The 17,467-nt window shown below is 39.6% G+C and carries 24 protein-coding genes; 11 read left to right on the forward strand and 13 right to left on the reverse strand.

All coding sequences use genetic code 11. The features are described from left to right. Positions 1-92 precede the first annotated feature (92 nt). The 6 genes from GFB48_RS09295 to GFB48_RS09320 all read right to left on the reverse strand — a co-directional run bounded on the left by GFB48_RS09295 (position 93) and on the right by GFB48_RS09320 (position 3,443). Positions 93-422, reverse strand: coding sequence for a hypothetical protein (locus tag GFB48_RS09295; RefSeq protein WP_163934360.1), 330 nt, complete (start codon positions 420-422; stop codon positions 93-95). 17 nt (positions 423-439) lie between these two features. After that, entirely contained in the window at positions 440-1,279 is an 840-nt protein-coding gene (locus tag GFB48_RS09300) for a DUF2806 domain-containing protein (RefSeq protein WP_163934362.1), read from the reverse strand. A gap of 371 nt (positions 1,280-1,650) precedes the next feature. Beyond that, positions 1,651-2,265 (reverse strand): hypothetical protein, encoded by a 615-nt coding sequence (locus GFB48_RS09305; protein WP_163934364.1) that lies wholly within the window; start codon positions 2,263-2,265, stop codon positions 1,651-1,653. Between the two features lie 3 nt (positions 2,266-2,268). After that, positions 2,269-2,571: a DUF2188 domain-containing protein gene (locus GFB48_RS09310; RefSeq protein WP_163934366.1), complete on the reverse strand. Its 303-nt coding sequence runs from the start codon at positions 2,569-2,571 to the stop codon at positions 2,269-2,271. An 87-nt stretch (positions 2,572-2,658) separates the two neighbouring features. After that, a complete protein-coding gene (locus GFB48_RS09315) occupies positions 2,659-3,021 on the reverse strand; it encodes a hypothetical protein (protein WP_163934368.1) in 363 nt (120 codons plus the stop codon). Next, a complete protein-coding gene (locus tag GFB48_RS09320; protein WP_163934370.1) occupies positions 3,018-3,443 on the reverse strand; it encodes a hypothetical protein in 426 nt (141 codons plus the stop codon). The genes GFB48_RS09315 and GFB48_RS09320 overlap by 4 nt, the downstream gene beginning before the upstream one ends. 719 nt (positions 3,444-4,162) lie before the next feature. On the opposite strand from GFB48_RS09320, the gene GFB48_RS17810 reads away from it, so the two are divergent. The 6 genes from GFB48_RS17810 to herA all read left to right on the forward strand — a co-directional run bounded on the left by GFB48_RS17810 (position 4,163) and on the right by herA (position 9,204). Beyond that, a complete protein-coding gene (locus GFB48_RS17810; protein ID WP_163934372.1) occupies positions 4,163-4,414 on the forward strand; it encodes an AlpA family phage regulatory protein in 252 nt (83 codons plus the stop codon). Further along, complete coding sequence (locus tag GFB48_RS09330) at positions 4,407-4,622, forward strand: AlpA family transcriptional regulator (RefSeq protein WP_163934375.1); 216 nt, start codon at positions 4,407-4,409, stop codon at positions 4,620-4,622. Before GFB48_RS17810 ends, GFB48_RS09330 begins: the two co-directional genes overlap by 8 nt. Before the next feature lie 106 nt (positions 4,623-4,728). Further along, the gene (locus tag GFB48_RS09335) at positions 4,729-4,956 is read left to right on the forward strand and encodes an AlpA family transcriptional regulator (protein ID WP_163934378.1); all 228 of its coding nucleotides are present in this window, start codon (positions 4,729-4,731) and stop codon (positions 4,954-4,956) included. Positions 4,957-5,362: 406 nt separating this feature from the next. Next, entirely contained in the window at positions 5,363-5,932 is a 570-nt protein-coding gene (locus GFB48_RS09340; protein WP_163934381.1) for an inovirus-type Gp2 protein, read from the forward strand. 183 nt (positions 5,933-6,115) lie between these two features. Further along, a complete protein-coding gene (locus tag GFB48_RS09345) occupies positions 6,116-7,378 on the forward strand; it encodes an SIR2 family anti-phage-associated protein (protein ID WP_163934384.1) in 1,263 nt (420 codons plus the stop codon). Beyond that, positions 7,375-9,204: an anti-phage-associated helicase HerA gene (herA, locus tag GFB48_RS09350; RefSeq protein ID WP_163934386.1), complete on the forward strand. Its 1,830-nt coding sequence runs from the start codon at positions 7,375-7,377 to the stop codon at positions 9,202-9,204. Before GFB48_RS09345 ends, herA begins: the two co-directional genes overlap by 4 nt. 65 nt (positions 9,205-9,269) lie before the next feature. Here the strand turns inward: herA and GFB48_RS09355 are convergent, their stop codons facing one another. After that, positions 9,270-9,497, reverse strand: coding sequence for a helix-turn-helix domain-containing protein (locus GFB48_RS09355; RefSeq protein ID WP_163934389.1), 228 nt, complete (start codon positions 9,495-9,497; stop codon positions 9,270-9,272). 188 nt (positions 9,498-9,685) lie between these two features. On the opposite strand from GFB48_RS09355, the gene GFB48_RS09360 reads away from it, so the two are divergent. Beyond that, positions 9,686-10,273 (forward strand): hypothetical protein, encoded by a 588-nt coding sequence (locus GFB48_RS09360; protein ID WP_163934392.1) that lies wholly within the window; start codon positions 9,686-9,688, stop codon positions 10,271-10,273. A gap of 145 nt (positions 10,274-10,418) precedes the next feature. Here the strand turns inward: GFB48_RS09360 and GFB48_RS09365 are convergent, their stop codons facing one another. The 6 genes from GFB48_RS09365 to flgA all read right to left on the reverse strand — a co-directional run bounded on the left by GFB48_RS09365 (position 10,419) and on the right by flgA (position 14,647). After that, complete coding sequence (locus GFB48_RS09365) at positions 10,419-10,817, reverse strand: hypothetical protein (RefSeq protein ID WP_163934395.1); 399 nt, start codon at positions 10,815-10,817, stop codon at positions 10,419-10,421. 9 nt (positions 10,818-10,826) lie between these two features. Beyond that, entirely contained in the window at positions 10,827-11,207 is a 381-nt protein-coding gene (locus GFB48_RS09370) for a hypothetical protein (RefSeq protein WP_163934398.1), read from the reverse strand. A gap of 249 nt (positions 11,208-11,456) precedes the next feature. Beyond that, positions 11,457-12,707, reverse strand: a complete 1,251-nt coding sequence (locus GFB48_RS09375) for a site-specific integrase (RefSeq protein ID WP_163934401.1) — start codon at positions 12,705-12,707, stop codon at positions 11,457-11,459. A gap of 318 nt (positions 12,708-13,025) precedes the next feature. Beyond that, positions 13,026-13,457: a flagellar protein FlgN gene (locus GFB48_RS09380; RefSeq protein WP_163934404.1), complete on the reverse strand. Its 432-nt coding sequence runs from the start codon at positions 13,455-13,457 to the stop codon at positions 13,026-13,028. A gap of 45 nt (positions 13,458-13,502) precedes the next feature. Then, positions 13,503-13,805, reverse strand: a complete 303-nt coding sequence (gene flgM, locus GFB48_RS09385) for a flagellar biosynthesis anti-sigma factor FlgM (protein ID WP_163934407.1) — start codon at positions 13,803-13,805, stop codon at positions 13,503-13,505. 107 nt (positions 13,806-13,912) lie between these two features. Beyond that, the gene (gene flgA / locus GFB48_RS09390; RefSeq protein WP_163934410.1) at positions 13,913-14,647 is read right to left on the reverse strand and encodes a flagellar basal body P-ring formation chaperone FlgA; all 735 of its coding nucleotides are present in this window, start codon (positions 14,645-14,647) and stop codon (positions 13,913-13,915) included. Between the two features lie 131 nt (positions 14,648-14,778). Between flgA and flgB the strand changes: the two genes are divergently transcribed. Genes flgB through flgE form a run of 4 tightly spaced genes read left to right on the forward strand, consistent with a single transcriptional unit; the run spans position 14,779 to position 17,465 of the window. Continuing rightward, the gene (flgB, locus tag GFB48_RS09395; protein ID WP_163934412.1) at positions 14,779-15,150 is read left to right on the forward strand and encodes a flagellar basal body rod protein FlgB; all 372 of its coding nucleotides are present in this window, start codon (positions 14,779-14,781) and stop codon (positions 15,148-15,150) included. A 2-nt stretch (positions 15,151-15,152) separates the two neighbouring features. Beyond that, on the forward strand, positions 15,153-15,593 hold the full coding sequence (flgC, locus tag GFB48_RS09400; RefSeq protein WP_163934415.1) for a flagellar basal body rod protein FlgC: 441 nt from the start codon (positions 15,153-15,155) through the stop codon (positions 15,591-15,593). 12 nt (positions 15,594-15,605) lie between these two features. Beyond that, complete coding sequence (locus GFB48_RS09405) at positions 15,606-16,253, forward strand: flagellar hook assembly protein FlgD (RefSeq protein ID WP_163934417.1); 648 nt, start codon at positions 15,606-15,608, stop codon at positions 16,251-16,253. Positions 16,254-16,271: 18 nt separating this feature from the next. Further along, positions 16,272-17,465, forward strand: coding sequence for a flagellar hook protein FlgE (gene flgE, locus GFB48_RS09410; RefSeq protein ID WP_163934420.1), 1,194 nt, complete (start codon positions 16,272-16,274; stop codon positions 17,463-17,465). Positions 17,466-17,467 lie beyond the last annotated feature (2 nt).

The following is a 17,467-nucleotide window of genomic DNA, read 5'->3' on the forward strand; positions in this document are numbered from 1 at the left end:
TAGGAATCGTGGACACTAGATTAGCTCATGATATTCATTTAGAACCAAAATCATAGTGGTGTCCCATCTTCGGCAGTATAAGATGCATGTGATTATTTATGATTTTCTACTAGAGAATCAAAATCATATCCTGGTTCAAATTCAATACTTAACACTTCCTCATCACTTGAATCTGATAAAGAAAACTTGATTGCTCCATCGTCACTACCAAGTAATGAGTAAAAATAATTAGTTTTTAATATCTCATCTGAACAATATTCCACGGCTAAAGATACAAACTGGCGATCAAACAAAACATCGTAAACATAACTAAATTTTTCTAAAGACATGGTATCTTCAGCTATATTTTTTATTAAATAGCTTGCTTTGCTCTCAATTGCATGACTTATTATAGCTTGCAGCGTTGCTTGACTAATCTGCATTTTGTTTCCTTTTGAATTCAGGAATCTTTAACATTTTTTTGCCTTGTTTTAGACATTATTTGAAATCTACTAAGGAGTATTTCCCCGTACTTATCAGAATGAGTAAGATTAATTATGGAATACAACTCCCGTCCTGCCATCGTAAGATACTCCGCTTTATTTTGCCTATGAGAACGAAATGTAGAGCTAAATCTATTAGCCCCATATTCCACTATCACTGTAGCCCCCTTATTAAAGTGGCATATTTTGGGCTCTTGGAGTAATCCTAGATCTTGAAGGTGGAGTATCTCTTCTTCTGTTATATCCTTTTTCGCGAGCTCTTTATTATGCGCTGAAAACTTTATTCTAGTTAGCTTTCCATCTAATCGAAAAACATAAGAGCAATACCGTTCAAATAGCTTTACATCACTCTCATTCATCGATTGCAGCACAGTTAGAGTTACTCTTCTAAATGAGTTGGGCTTATCAAATTCTCCAGCTAATATTGCAGACCATGCACTTTGTACTTCTTCCTCAGATACATCTTTACACTTATCAAAAAAGAAAGATAACCAGTCACGTTTAGGTGGTGACTTGTCGACCTTAATTGTTTGGTCGACAAGCTCTACTGACTTATTAAGAATGGATTCAATATTTTCTTGACGATAGATTTCCTGAGTAGAGAGTCTAACAGCTGCACGAGCAGCAAGAGCTTCCTCCTCACCCTTGGCCATAATTACAAGCGCCTCAGCTTCAGCCTTAGCTTTCCGGCGTATCCGAGTGGGCTCGTAAACTACCCCAATGGAACTGCTGACAGCATCGATTAATTTACATGCTGGCTCTGATAGTGCTTTAAAATCTATAAGACTTTGATCCATTAATCTTTCAACCTAAATAATCTCAACAAAACCTTCATCAGTAGCTCGACAAATTGTCATTTTATAATATGGGATAACGTTAATGTGCCATCTTAAGTCGCTGAAATAAAGTGAATTTACATCTCGAAATAAAGCTTAATAACATTAAGCTCCTGAATATATGTGTTAAACGGGACGAAAGTTATCCTAGACAAATATTTGTAAATCAGTGTTAATTACTAATGAGTATGTTGCTCACTTTGGCTCGAAAATGGACAAAAGTGAGCTAGGAATTATGCCGGTAACGCCCTGTTAAAGTGTGAACAATGTAATACCAAGCTGTCGCATACCACCTTAAACACTAAAACCAACTCATAGTAAAATGCCACGCGTTAAGAAATCAATCGCATCCACTGTTGAATAATTTGAACATGATCTGAATATGTTAAATCATCATCATCGTGTAGATTTAAGTTATTTTTTATTGTGGGCTTAAGCAATTGATAAGCAGTGTAGTCGTTGTAAATTGCTGTAGCACCTGGTAAACCACCACCAAGATTTGTGTTAAAACTACTCCTTAGATTTTGGATTAGGATTTGAGGGTTATTGTTGTGAGTTTTAATGTCTTGACCTGAGATATCAGAGATAAACTGCATATAACGATAAGGTACTGAATCAAATATGATGGTTATTTTTTCAGAGCTTCTACCGGTTGAAAAATTTTTGCATCCTAAAAACAAACCTAACTCTAAAGGCATATTAAAGCGAGGAAGACTATTATGAGTGTCAAGTTCAGTTCTGGAAATATCATGGATACCATACTTGCAATCAGCAATAATACTATTTATTTTGTCGATTCTTGTTTCTCCTGCATCATCATGCTCTAAAGCGCATCTTGGTTTTAATCCACACTTATAAATAGTAAATAATATGGCTTCAAACAAAGGTTCGAATTGGCTATCAAATGGACAGTTGATAAATACACTAGCTTCATAATCGGTAGACATTACTTACCCCTTGACCGCTCTGGATTCCATTGCCTTTGCTATAGCAAGGTTGACATCTTTAGTTTTTAACTTGCTTCTAGTCTTAACCGACTTCATACCAGGTTTATATTTGAGACCGATAACTTGGTTCACCTTCCCATCTTTATTGTGAACAATAACCGTTTTACCTTGCTGAGCAAACTTTCGAGCAGCTTCAATAGCTTGTTTTTTTGTTCCAAATTTATGCTCTTTTCTAACAGTTCCAGATGATGTGACACACCACTCGCCACCCTCATTTTTGTGAACGGAATAATGATTTAACTTCATCAAATACCTCCTTAAGTTGTATTCAACGCCCAAAGCAGCGGCGCGCGTTTGCGCGTCCTGCCCGCAGGGAGATGCTGTTTTTACTTGTTAAGTATTGTCGGGAGGTAGGAAACTCCATGAGTCTACCTGTAAAACTACTGGTGCTTTTGAGTTGCTAGACCATTTTGCTCTGGATTTATCCCAATAGAAAAAGTGAGCAAGAGAACCACTTTTCTGAACTTTTTCTTTTGATTTTCCCGGCTTCGTATAAAGAACAACCCAGTCACCTTCATCAATAACTTTGTCTGGGAACCAGAAACAATCTCCAGTTTCAGTGTTTATCTCGCCATTACTATACCCAGCTTCAATCAGGGCGAATTGCCCAATATCAATTCTAGCTAATGCACGCATTACAACACGCTCTTTATCTGGGATGCCCCGATCTCGTATTGATTTCATTTCGAGCTTCATGTGCGCACCGCCTTAGCCCAAATGCCACTAGCGATTAAAACAATGCCAATAACTAAAAAAATAGGACCAGTCGCGGTATCTGCAGCCCATACCTTTGGAGCATAGCCAAGGGAAAGAGAGCCTGCTGCAAGTGCTGCTGACGATAATATATCTAATGCATTATGCCTCTTTAGTTTTTCATTAAGTACAGAGGCTTTTTTATCAACTGTATGAAACTCAGTTCTGAGCCTCTTTAAGCTGACATTTTCCTCTTCCAGACGGTCTAACTCATCGAGAATTAAACGTTGTGCAGCAGGGCTTGCTAGCTCTTCTTCTGTAAGCTCTCTGCGGACTTGCCTAAAAGATTGTCTGCCTTTAGTAGCAGGTGTGCTAACAGCACCCGAATCATTATCCGGCTCTACTAATAGGTCTTCTTCTGACATTTGTTGTCTTCCTTAGATACTTAATATTTGTACAAGAGGTATGCTCGCTTCATTTGTTTCTTTATTCCACACCAGCGAAGCGAAGCCAATGATTTAATTGATAATTTACAGTATCAATACAAAGGCCGAATTACAAACCGAGTTTTCCGCTTATTGGAGTCTCATTAATTACTAGAAACTGTAACTTCTCGAAGGGTGTAACCCGCTCTCGCTATTCGTAACTCGGAATGGGGCAAAAATGAGTTAGCTAACCGGAGCTACTATAGTGATCAACTTTTCTTTAAAAATACTAAAACTGATCAACAGTGCAAAGCCATTCAACTGCAATTAGAAGCAAACTATCGCAAATGTAAGCTGATCACAAAAACGAGTAATCCACTCCCAACGAATATCTGATCAGCATCTAGCTTTCAGTCCACCTCCCCCCTTACATTTTCTGCTGCGCTATTTGATGTTCCAGAGATTATTCTCAGCTAGGGGACTCTGCCATTGATCACTCAAAATATTTAGGCATTCCCGTACCAATCTCAGCACACTACTTTTCTTTAAATTTCTGCTGAGCTTTGACGCTGAATGAACGCTTTTGCTATCTGACCACTAACGTGATCACACCACGCATGATCAGCTTGACCATAAAAATTATTAAAAACCTCTAAAATTTTGATTAACCAACTTACTGCCAAATACTGACTTCAAAATGACACTATGGAGCCAGTGAAATGCAACTTCCACCACCATTAACTTACCGACAACTAGTAGAAACAAAGTTACCTTTTAATAGGCTTGTAAGGGAGCCTGAGCGTCTACGCATTACCGGAATTAGCAAGTCCCTTTGCTATTCACTAGAAAAAGGAAAGGATTTTCCTCAGCGAGTAAAAATCTTGAATCGAACTAGTGCGTGGAAATTAAACGAATTGAACCAGTGGGCAACAGAGCTTCCAGCTTCGAGTCATGGTGACCATTATGAATAACTCGTCTGATATCCAAGACTGGCTAAACGTTAATGAATCCGCGAAGTTCTTAGGGATTAGTCGCCAAACCTTAGACCGCCACAAAAAAGATAAGCTCATACCACCACCAATCCCGAACTATAAAAATGCGATGGGGTGGCCTATACATGTTCTGGAGAGAAGAAAGCGACAACTAGATGCTGAGCGTAATTACAGGCGTAAGAAGTGACCCTGCATGACTAAATAAACCTAAAAAATTAAAAACCTCTAAAATTTTGCATATCTAATACGGCCTAGGAAACTCTGAAAGATTTTATTTAATTTCGGAGTTTCCTATGATCTCACTGCCACAGCAATACACAGATAACCCCCCAATAGACCTTGAGTGTACTTGCCTTCTCACCTCCCTATCTCGCACTGCCTTATTTAACTCAGAGAAAGATGGCAGCTTTCCAAAGGGAATTCATTATCCAGATGGTAAACGCGGCTGGTGGCTTAAAGATGTAATGTCTTGGATAGACAGCCTCGAACGTGGCTCTCTTAAAGGAGCTTGCCATGATTAAACGCCCCTCTCTATGCAAACAAGTTGCTAAGCAACACCCGCTTGAAGACTACTCCGATTCTTCGGCCTTTGCCCTCGAGCTCAAAATCGAGCTACGTTCATTTTATAGACGAATTAAAAAACCTGGATTTCCTAAACCTGACTTAATACTGGACAAGAAGTACTATTGGAAAAAAAACACTGTACGCAAACACTTTCATACAGAACAAAACTATTAGTTACACCCTGCTCTTAAAATTCATTAAAGGCCGATCTGGCCTTTTTTTGTACCAAAAATGAGACAAATGGTGCACAATAATCCATAAATCAACTCTAGAAAATTTAAAGAATGGTTAATTAAACCCAGGTATAGCAGGGCATCAAGCTCTAACTAGGTGTATACACTACTGGGAATAATAAGAAGGTTTATGGATAGAAGTATTACCAAAGAACAATCTCAGCCATGGATTTATAAAAATAAAGCTTATCGAGTAATGGTTCTAGATGATGGTTTAGATAAGAAGTACCTCATAAAAACAATGGACTGCATTTCAAACTACTTATCTATACATGCCAGACTATTTATCATCAGGTTAGATTTAGACCTTTATCACTGCCCACGAGAAAGCACCAAAATATCCAGCTTCTTCCAACGCATTAAAATTAAGCTGAAGGAATACTATAGCTGTGATGTTGGCTTTATCTGGAAAAGAGAACGAACACCCGGTACAAATAAAGTCCATTTCCATGCAGCTCTCTTGCTAGATGGCCATAAAGTTAATTCTACCTACCAAAGCCTAAAAATAGCTCAGTCAGTCTGTAATATGCTGACGGATATCCGCGTAACCTTCCCTAATAATGCTGGATACATGGTACATAGCAATGACCCTCAATCGTTAATCGCACCTTTCTTTAGACTAAGCTATTTAGCTAAAAACTATTCAAAAGAAAGTGGAGTGAGAAGCTTTGCCACCAGCAGGGCGATTAAAAAAATTTGAAGAGTAGCTACCTGCATTTGCAGAATTAAGGCATCACTTAACCATATTCATAACGGTCCACTTCCGCATGAGCAATACTAATCTCTCTTAATGAGCTATCAATATTTTCTACAAATATAAACTGTTGTATTAAATCAATAAAAATAGCAAACTTGTAGAACACTTGATTGATGTAGATTAAAAATGACGGATTATATATTTCAAGGCGGCTTGCCTATTTCTGATGGTGACTTTACAAGTCATTTAGCGTCTTTATGTCAATTAGAGAACATCGGGGTCCTGCTTGGAGCTGGCGCATCTGCAGGTTGTGGCGGCATGACAATGAAGGAAGTATGGCTCGATGCAACAGGGGCTAATGATTTCCTCATAGATGAGCTACTAGCTTTTAATCTTGTTACTCAAAAAAATATTGATAATCAAGATGTCAATGTCGAGCAGCTTTTAGATCAAGTTACCCAATATTTATCTGTGTACAAAAATGCGCCCCCTAATACTGAAGACAAAGAAGAAGCCTCCTATAGTCAGCGTCTATCAAAAATCTTACTTTGCTTATATCAATCTGTTACCAAAGCGGCACTACTGGTAGAGCAAGAAGCTTTTGGAGAAGAGAATCTTGGCTCACAAGATAAATTTCGATTTCATCGAGAATTACTTGAAAAATTGATTTCAAATCGCCAACCAGGTCAAGCTGCACCTATGCTCTTTACCACCAATTATGATCTCTCTTTAGAATGGGCTGCTGAAGAAATAGGCATTCAACTCATTAACGGCTTCTCTGGGCTTCACACTAGAACTTTTCAACCTCAAAACTTTGACTTGAGCTTTAGGAACGTCAATGCAAAAGGGGAAGCAAGGTTTGGCCACTATCACGCCTATCTGCATAAATTACATGGTTCACTCTCTTGGGTTCAAGAGCATGATAATGAAATAAAGGAAATCCCTTCTGCGCTAGCAAAAACCCGCTACATCGGCCCTCTGCTAAGCGGTAAGCCCGTATATCAAAAACAATTCCTAATCTATCCTGGTGCCAATAAATACCACCATACTATCGGCTTTGTATATGGCGAAATGTTTCGCCGATTTAGCGAATTTCTATCCAAACCTCAGACTGCTATTTTCGTCAATGGATATGGATTTGGCGACTACCATATTAACAGGATCATACTGGGTGCATTGCTAAACCCATCTTTACACATTGTTATTTTCTTTCCTGAACTCAGTAACATATCCAAAGATGCTAAAAACTTAAATGAAGCCCAAAAGTGCATCAAAAAGATTAAATCTCTTTCGCTAAATCAAATCACAATTGTAGGTGGCGGTTCTCAAGCTTATTTCGATGCCTTTGTTCAATACATTCCGAAGCCCGTGCTCTTCCCTAAAGACACTTCTACGAAAGAGCTTGTGTCAGCTATTAATGATTTAGTTTTAAGTGGTAATCAAATATGAGCATAGAAACCGTTGATTCTATTGGCTATGTTGTTGCTCTTGAAGGTACCAAAATTCGCGTTAACTTACTTGAGGGACACAAAGGTCAATTGGCAGCTCACCGACTAGGAGTAAGTTCAGTCTCTCAACCTGGTGATTTAATTGGATTTGATGCTGGGACTAGTCTAGTTATTGCTAGAGTAACGGACATGGCATTTGTTGATCCAGACAAGGCCCACACTTCTAATGTCGGTACAATGAATGTAACAGATACTCCCTTAAGGCAATTGATCGCATATTCAATTGGTTATGTATATCAGGATGGCGAAAATCAGAAGTTTGTCTCCGAGAGCTGGAAGCTACCAACATTAGGAGCCAAAGCTATCCCACTATCAAGCGACTATTTAGAGACTATTTACGGAGTAAATGAAGACGAAAAAGCCTCAACAATTGAGCTCGGACGAGACTCTAGAACTAGAACAACTAAAGTAAATGCTGGCCTTAATTCTCTACTTTCAAGACATCTGGCAGTCTTAGGTAGTACTGGCTACGGGAAATCAAATTTCAATGCTTTATTGTCACAAAGGATTCTCAATAAGTTCAAAAAGTCTAGACTGGTTATATTCGATATAAATGGGGAGTATGCTGATGCTTTTATTGGGCATAACCGTATTAAAGAGACCATATTAGGAAGTATCCCACCACCAACAACTAATTCAGCAGGCTTCCCCCCGGTACCACCACCTATCAAATTCGATGGCAAACACCCTATCTATCATCAAATTCCTTATCAGGCATTTGGCTATGCCGGGCTAATAAAGTTATTAAGGCCAAGTGACAAAACACAATTACCAGCTTTACGAAATGCATTGAAGTCACTTCACATGGTTATGAAAGCACAGGATGGGAACATATGGACGAAAGAAACAATACCTCCTTCGACGGAACCAAATTGGTTCCAATTAGTTGATGATTGTCGACAAGAAGGGCAAGAACATTTAAACCAATGGCTAACAAAATTAAGAAGCAACTCAATTCCGTATTTCCAACAGTGGCCTCCTTTTAAAGCAATAGCTAACCTTGTTGCTGAATTTGGCTGCCAAGCATTCACACCTAACGGTACAAGTAAAAGAGATGCCTTTAGTTATGGTAATGTATTGCCACTAGTAAAGATTATTCAGCAACTTGTAGATGATCCACGCTTTAATAATATAGTTAATTTAAATGGTGGCCAAACTATTAACAGCCCTTTGTTAATGTGGGATGAAGAAGTTGAAAAAGAAGTCGATTATATATTTGGGAAAAAATCAGGGGAATCGCAAGACTGGGATGTTCATATCATTAACTTAAAAAATATTGCAAATGACCATGCCCCAATGATTTTAGGTTCACTTTTAGAAATGTATTCTGATGTATTGTTTAAAAGAGGCCAAGAGCAAAATTACCCAACAATGCTTCTTTTAGAGGAGGCACATCACTACCTTAGGGACCCTTTTTCAGAGGAAAGCACTCAACTTAAAGCATACGAAAGGCTTGCAAAAGAAGGACGAAAATTTAACTGCTCCTTACTCGTGAGTACGCAGAGGCCTTCAGAGCTATCTTCTACAGTCCTTGCCATGTGTTCAAATTGGATTTCTTTGCGCTTAACTAATGAGCGAGACATCAATGCATTAAGGCATGCGATAGAAAATGGTAACGAACATACTCTTAGTGAAATTTCAGGTTTACCTAGGGGTGATGCTATCGGCTTCGGGTCAGCTTTCAACATTCCGATTCGATTCTCAATAGATAAAGCCAATCCTAAGCCAAAGTCTTCCGATGCGGCATTTGCCTCTATATGGTCATAATGAGGTATATAATGTGTCTAATAAATAGAAGCTATTAGGTTTCACTATATGGTAGTCAAATAAGGCTACCCAGTAAGCTCGGACACATCAGGGAAGATGTCGGTGTGTTCGCAGCCTAACACTTGAATAATTTCATAGACCCTTTCGCAAGAAGCCGCTATCTCACCACGCTCAACTTTACTTACATAACTTTGCTCTACTCCGAGCTTATGAGCCAATTCAGATTGGTTCCAGCCCTTTCGAGTACGTTCAATTTTTACATTTAAGCCAATTAGTTTCTGAGCGGTTTGCATATCAAGAGTGTTATGAAAATAAGATTAGAAGATCTTCACACGCTATAACCGACTTTCATAAACCATAAACTAACTAAAAAAGTCTTGATAAGACTATTCTGGATATATAACATCTATTCACGAATTTTAGGGATGATGATTTTTTGACAAGGAGTCAGCAACTCAATAGGCATAAGTGAAGAAGTAATATGAGCAATTCAAACAATCGACACCAATCTCCAGCTGGTCAAATTATGGTTAGCATTGCTGAGTCAAATGTCTCAGATAAAGAAAAAGAAGTACTATTAAACAATTATCCCCGACGCTCTAAGAAAATAGGCAAGTATCTTGTGGCTGAGGCCCCCTACTTTAATGAGGTAGATCGTGATTATTACATACTCCCATTTCTAAAGTTCTCACATAAGAAGGGCTGGTGGGTTCCTGTATATATTGATACACCAAGTAGAGATATAGAGGTCAAAGTCTCGTTAGAAAAGTATCAAGAAATCGTGAGTAATCCGAAGTTACTCATCGAAAGTGTGTTTAGCTTAAGCTATCTAGACTATCAAAGGTGGATGAAAGATTCTGGCCAAATACAATGCAACCACCACCTAAAAAATGGACGACAATGCAAAAAACCAGTAACTAGCGGCGGCCCTATAACTTTGGCTCAGTTTGTTGCTCTTACAGGTAAAAATTGCCCGGTACATGGTGGCATGAACGCTAAAGCGCGAGAAGCTTATTACAAAAAGGAAGGATTACATCATTTTGATAATACTAACCAACATTATCAATAAAATTTCTAAGTTTCATACCCGTTTATCACTACTTTATAAGAATTAATAAACGGGTGCAGCAGTTGATAGCTAATGGGTGAAGGACAGCACACTGAAGCAAACACTACATCAAAAATAAATTTAAGCTTTTGATGAAAAATAAAATTTACACTAAGTTAACATTCACAAGTATATTTTTAGACATGCTAGTTTCTGCCATATGTACAGCTTCAATTACATCAACCCTAGTATTCTCATCTGAGACCAGGCTGTTCCTGGTTATCCGAAAAAGCTCAGCTAGAACCTTAATAGCTTGAATCTCATTTTTTTTCTTCAGCTCCTTTATTGCGATCATGATACTAAACAGAAACTTCAGTTTTAAAGGAGCTTTCTCAGGTAGCTTATCGTAAACTCTAAAATGTTTAATTTTAGAGGTGTAGTGAGCAAAGTATTTTAATGCTAGCTTTTTATCTTTTTTCTCACCAGGGAGTAAATCTGAATACTCCTTAAAATGCACATCTGCTAGCCCTTTATCAACGCCTTCTTTTAATGCTCTAAACAACATTTTTTCACCTTAGTTATATACATCAATTTTTGCAGAAAGGTTCTGAACGCAGACAAATTCTTTTTGACTCAGGCTCTTATCTTTTAAAAGCCTTTTACAATGAAATGTAAACAAATCCTGCATGAACTCATTAATATCCCGCTCTCCTTCAGATCCAGCGGCATCAGCTGTCGCACTTAATGCTACCAATAGCTGAACCTTAGTGCTGAAGTTGATAATTTCCGGCTCATCAAGTGCATATGCGGATACAGCATTAAAAAAAGCTGTAGCTCTTGTCATCTGGCTAGGCTTTAACTGCACTCTAGAAATCGGTGCAAGCCTTTTATACGCATCCTCTAGATATGACTCTTTTATTCCTTGTTTGACTTTACTAATAAAATTTCCAAACATCTTAAAACCTAGCTTCTCTTATAATTTTTACCTGAATATATCATATGAAATAGCCTAAAATGCAGCTAGATTAGCTATAAAAATCATACCAACAGCTGCAAAGTTAAACTAAGCTAATAATTTAATTACATTTAAACTCAAAGGATTCTAATTGCCTACGTTAAGTCATACCCTAGGGGGGTATAAGACATTCAATTAACAAAAAGCAAACTGAGTATCAGAAATACTAAAAAACCTACACCTAAGATGCTAACCATACCGTACCCCCTTTGTTTGAGATTTAATCTCGATCTCATTTACATTATCACCAATAGAGCTAATCAACCCTTCAATAAAGTCCACCCATGTATCTAAAGCATGAAGTTTATCTTTTAAATAAGTATTACGGTTGTAGGTACTAAAGACACCACCTAGCTCATGGCCTAAAAGTAATTCAGTGATATGCGGAGCAATATCTAGGTCGGTAATGTGAGTTGCAAAAGTTCTACGCAGATCATGCCAGTTCCACTTTTCTTGGCTGGCAATCGCCTTCTCTACTGTTGTTGCGTAGGCGCTTACTGCCTCGCTTCGTTTGTAATCCCCTAGTAGCCAATCACCACTGTCTTTAGCAGCCACCAGCTCACTGATAAACGGAATAAGCTTATTAGGTATAGGGCGAATTATTTTCTTACCGGTTTTACTGTTACTTGCCGGCACAGTCCATATTCGTTCAGTAAGGTTCCACTCTTGTACCTTTGACTCTCTGATCTCTTGAGTACGAGCACCAAAGCAAACAAGCAAAAAGCCAAGAGTACGGTAATAGGTATTACCTTTATCGCCAGCGCACCAATGCAATAGCTTGGTTAACTCAGGAATGCTTAAGTAGCGTTCTTTTTTTGCGGCCTTAGCACCAACATCATTTACTGTAAGATCATCAAGAACGGTAGAATGAGCAAAATTTCTTACACGGCAAAAACGAAGGGCTTGCTTGCTGTTACCTAAAATATACCCAGCAGCAGTGGGGGCGGGCCGACGTTTACCTGGTACACCTTTACGAACCCTATCAAGGCATTCTAACCAATGGCGAGTTTCAACCTCTTCTAAAGGCAACTTCCCTATATATGGATATATGTGCACTTCGAATTGGCGCTGATGCTTTAGATAGTTAGCACGATTCTCCTTGGCATACTCATCTATCCAATACTCTAAAGCTTGCCTCACTGTTACTTTTTCAACAGCCTGGTTCTGCTCTAGCTCTACTTGCACATGTGGCTCAAGGTTTTTATTAAGCCACTTCTGACACTGCTTAACCATCTCCCGAGCATCACCTAAACTCATTTCAGGATATACCCCTAAGCCTAAACGCCTAGGCTTATTGCCCCAGCGATAGCGATATTGCCAGTTGAGCTTCCCCTTAAGGGAGGCTCGAATAGACAAGCCTTCACCATCTGGTAACTCGAACACTTTTTCCTGTGGCTTTCCGTTTAATGACTTTAATTGCTTGTCATACAATTTGCCCAATTTAGCCTCCCAGCCAATTCGTGTACACACCAGTGTACACAGAATGCATTTCTAATTATGCTCCAAGAAAATCAAACCGGAACATCACTTTAATAAAAACACTATAACAGCAACGACTTGCAAGACAACAGAGATCAAACAAAATCGAATGGAAACATCAAAATGGATAATACGGCATGAACTAATCACCATTAGTTAAGCGATTAATATTTGGCCTTGGTAGTGATACCAAGGCCTTTTTATTTTCTGCTGCAAATAACAGCCAAAATAAAAGGGCTTTACCCTCGCAGGTAAAGCCCTTTTTTATAGAATAAAGATTTAACCATTAAAACCTGCTAAACGTTGCTCCCCATAGGTTTCTGTTGCCTTTGGGGTAAGCATCAAAGCCAGGCTTTCCATTTGGTTGGCGAGGATACGGCCGTTGACTTCATTTGCTTCTTTGCAGGTGGTTAATAACAACTCTAATTCACGCCACTGTTGTAACAAGTGGTTAGCGAGGCGTTCTGGTAACTTTCTCGCTAATTTTGAAATACCTTCAGAGTTAGGCTCTAAACCTAAACTGACAAGCAGTTGATACCTAAACGCTGCGCGCTTTTTTATTTGCCTTAAGAAATCTTGTTGCTGCTGATTAGCTTGCAACAATTGAGCATTATCGTGATTAAGCATAAACTCTCGTTGCTGCATCAATAACTGAGATAATTTCTGATAATCACTTTTATCCTTAGCCACTCCATTGACTAGGATTTTCATTTTTTCTTGCAAAGTAAGCACTTTAGAAGTCAATGTTAATCTCTCTTAATCCTTTTCGCCTCTAAAGTGAAAATCACTAATTGCTTTAGCGAGTTCACCATAGTGGATTGGCAGTTCGCCAGATTCAAGCTGTTGACGGATAGACTTAATTACGGTCATATCGACATCGGGCAGCTGTGATAGCTCATGGGTCGCTGTATTCATTAACTGAGAGTCTTGACTTAACTCTGGGGTTAACTCTTTTACAGATTCAGGTGCTTTAACTGTTTGCACTTGATTACTAGCGTGCTCAGTACTTACCACATCCTGAGTGACGCTATGGCTTCCGTGTAATGGATTTATTTCCATAAAATTACTCCTTTCGGTGTAAACTAAATCGTCATATCTTTAAGGCGAACATAAACTGTCCAAACTTAAATTAAATTACAAAAAAAATGACGCTGTCAATAAATTGACTAAAATCGGGTTTCCACCACACCTAAATCAGCCACATAAGCTTTGATAATTTTACCTGAGGTGAGGTTTTTTACCTTTATCTGCCTGCCCCTTTCCCCTGTACTTAGGGCGATACCTTTCATTGATATATTAAAGCTATCACTACTGGCTTTAATCACAACTTCGTCACCCTTTCTGACCAGGTATGGTAAACGTAAATTTTGTGGATTAAGCAACTGCCCTTTTCTTACCTTCCGAGTGAGTACTGAGCCTAAGTATTGTTTAGGGTCCCCTACAAACGTTCGTTTTAAGCTGTTAATAGACGCTTTAGTGGTATAGAGGTCCTTTAGTGCTAACTGGCTGCCTCTGGGTAAGGCCGATTTATAACGGACAACGTTAGCAAAAGCGTCGACACTTACCTTTGCACGAAATTGCCAATGGGTTGTTAATGTTTCAGGACCACAGATAAATTGACGGTACTGGGTACTGATGGGACGATTATTAATAGGCTTAAGGCGCCAGTTATAACTGCAACTTGCGATTTTAGTCCAAGGCACTGATGGTTCAATTACAACGTTAACATCAAACAGGGTGAGCTTTTGTCTGCCTGACCATTGAGCAATATCCTGTTTAACTAATTGGCTTAATTTAGCGCTTATTTGACTATTCGCATGGGCGACCGACAATAAGCTGACGATCAAGCCTACCAGCAAAAAAGTGCGGAAAATCCAATTTAAAATAACGGAAAAGGTCATTCCGTAACTTCCTTAATTTATTAATAAAAACCCTCTAAGAGTGCGGTATACCTATGTTTTCAAAGATTGGCATAGATTTCGCTTATATTGCCACAAAGAAATTTAATTGTATCTATTGTAGAGGATATTTCATGGCAATTAGTTTGGAAAAGGCACTGGGTGTCCATCCTTATAGCTTATCCCTTAGGGTTGAACGTGCTGGCATGATTGCGGGTAATCTCGCTAACGTCAGCACCCCAGGCTTTAAAGCGAAAGACATTGATTTTAAGGCTGTAATGCAAGATGTAGCCGGCCAGCTTGAGGCGCCAATTTCACAACTTAATGTTGCCATGTCTGCAGAAAGTCTATATCGCAATCCGCTCCATATTTCCCAAGATGGCAACACCGTTGAGTTACACAGCGAGCAAGCTGCCTATTCTCAAAATGCCATGGATTTCGAAACTAGCCTGACGTTCTTAAAAATGAAAATAAATGGCTTACATAAAGCGATTGAAGGTAAATAACTATGTCTATAAATAATCTGTATCAAATCGCTGGGGCGACCATGAATGCCCAAACCACGCGCTTAAATTCTATTGCTAGTAACATGGCTAACGCCGACGTCGCCGCAGGTTCAGCAGAACAAGCCTTTCGTGCGATCAAACCCGTGTTTGCCACGATTTACCAGCAGCAAAGCCCAAACTTTAATCAAGAGTTCGGCGCGCCACAATTACTGAATGCTTCTGTCAAAGTTGCACAAATGGTTGAATCGGATGCCCCTTTAGAAAAACGTTATCAACCAGACCATCCCCTTGCTAATGAAGATGGCTTTATATTTTTACCCAATATCAACATGGTTGAAGAAATGGCTGACATGATGTCAGCGAGCCGCAGCTTTGAAAGTGGCGTTGAAATAATGAACCGCGCTAAGTCAATGCAACAGGGTTTATTGAAGCTGGGTCAATAATAGGAAACTATGATGGAAATTAATAATATCAATCAATACAACAGCCAATTGGGCACCAGTGGTCAAAGTAGCGCCTCATTAAAAAATGAGTTTCTGCAAATGATGGTGGCGCAAATCAATAACCAAGATCCACTTAACCCGATGGATGGTACTGAGTATGTGTCGCAGCTAGCACAGTTTTCACAAGTTGAGTCTTTAGAATTTTTGCGGATGGAGCAATCCAGTCAAAATGTGCTACTGAATAACTTACAAGTACTGCAAACCACCAATTTAGTGGGCAAAGAAGTCGTGCTAGAGAGCAACACCATTGCCCTTACTTCCGAGCCACAGCAAGCCGCAATTAACCTTGCCAGCAGTGCCGACCAAGTCACCGTCACCTTAAAAGATGAGTATGGTGCAGAAGTCGCCCAAATTAATCTAGGTCAACAACATGCTGGTGAAAACCAATACCACATTAACCCAGAAGAATTAGGCCTAGAACCTGGCACTTACAGTCTTGAAATTAATGCTACTGCCGGTGATGAAATGGTACCCGTAGCGTCATTAGTTAATGCCACGGTAGATTCAGTAAAAATCAGTGGGCTTGATGGTTCGCTGATGCTTAACCTTGCCGGTATCGGCCAAGTTCCCCTATTCCAAGTGCGCGAAATTGGCGCTTAACAATAAAGGATTATTACTATGTCATACAATATTGCATTAAGCGGATTACGCGCTACTTCTCAAGATTTAGGCACGATTTCTCATAACATCGCTAACGTTTCAACCGCTGGTTTTAAAGCTGGTAGAGGTGAATTTGCCTCCATTTATTCAGGTGGCCAAGCTGGCGGTGTCGAATACGCTAACGTTTCCCAAAACTTTGACCGTGACGGTGACATGATCAATACCGGCCGTGCTCTCGATTTAGGCATTTCTGGTAATGGTTTTTTCATGACTAAATCTGCAGGCCAAACTACTTATACTCGCTCAGGTTTCTTCCAACAAGATCGCAATAACTTTATCGTTGATAACAATGGCAAAAAACTCCAAGGATACCAAGTAGACGCCAATGGCCAGCTTAACACTGGTGCAGTCACAGACCTTAAGATTAGCGCAGCATCATTACCTGCTAAAGCCAGTGAAAACCTAGAGCTGGGTATGAACCTCGACGCACGCTTAGTTCAAGTTGACCGTGCAACTGTTGCATTTGATCCGGCTGATCCTTCAAGTTTCAACGCATCAAGTTCAGCAAAAATTTATGACTCATTAGGTAATGAGCATGTAATGACCCAATACTTTACTAAAACAGCGCCGAATACTTGGGAAGTACAGACCCATGTAAATGGGGCGACGGTTGGCGCACCCCATACCTTAAGTTTTGATACCTCCGGTAACCTAAGCGCAGGGCAAATTTATAACTTCACCGGTATCGATCCCCAAACTGGTGCTGACCTGATGAACTTAAATATTGATTTCACCTCATCGACCCAATATGCGGCTGAATTCAACGTCAACAAGTCCATTGAAGATGGTTACACCTCTGGCGAGCTTGCCGGCGTTCGTGTCGAGGACGATGGTTCTATTTTTGCGGTTTACACCAATGGTCAAGACCGTATGCAAGGTCAAGTTGCACTGGCTAACTTCCCTAATACCCAAGGTTTACGTCAAGTGGGTCAAACCTCTTGGGAAGCAAGTTTTGCTTCAGGTTCTCCACTCGTTGGCACCCCTGATTCAGGCACCTTAGGTTCGCTTGTGGGTGGCGCCTATGAAGGCTCTAACGTAGACCTTACTGGTGAACTCGTTAGCCTAATGTCAGCACAGCGTAACTATCAAGCAAACGCAAAAACCATTAGTACGGCTGACCAGCTAACTAAAGCACTATTTAACGCTATCTAAGG

This window comes from Paraferrimonas sp. SM1919 (genome assembly GCF_010993985.1).
Classification (GTDB): domain Bacteria; phylum Pseudomonadota; class Gammaproteobacteria; order Enterobacterales; family Shewanellaceae; genus SM1919.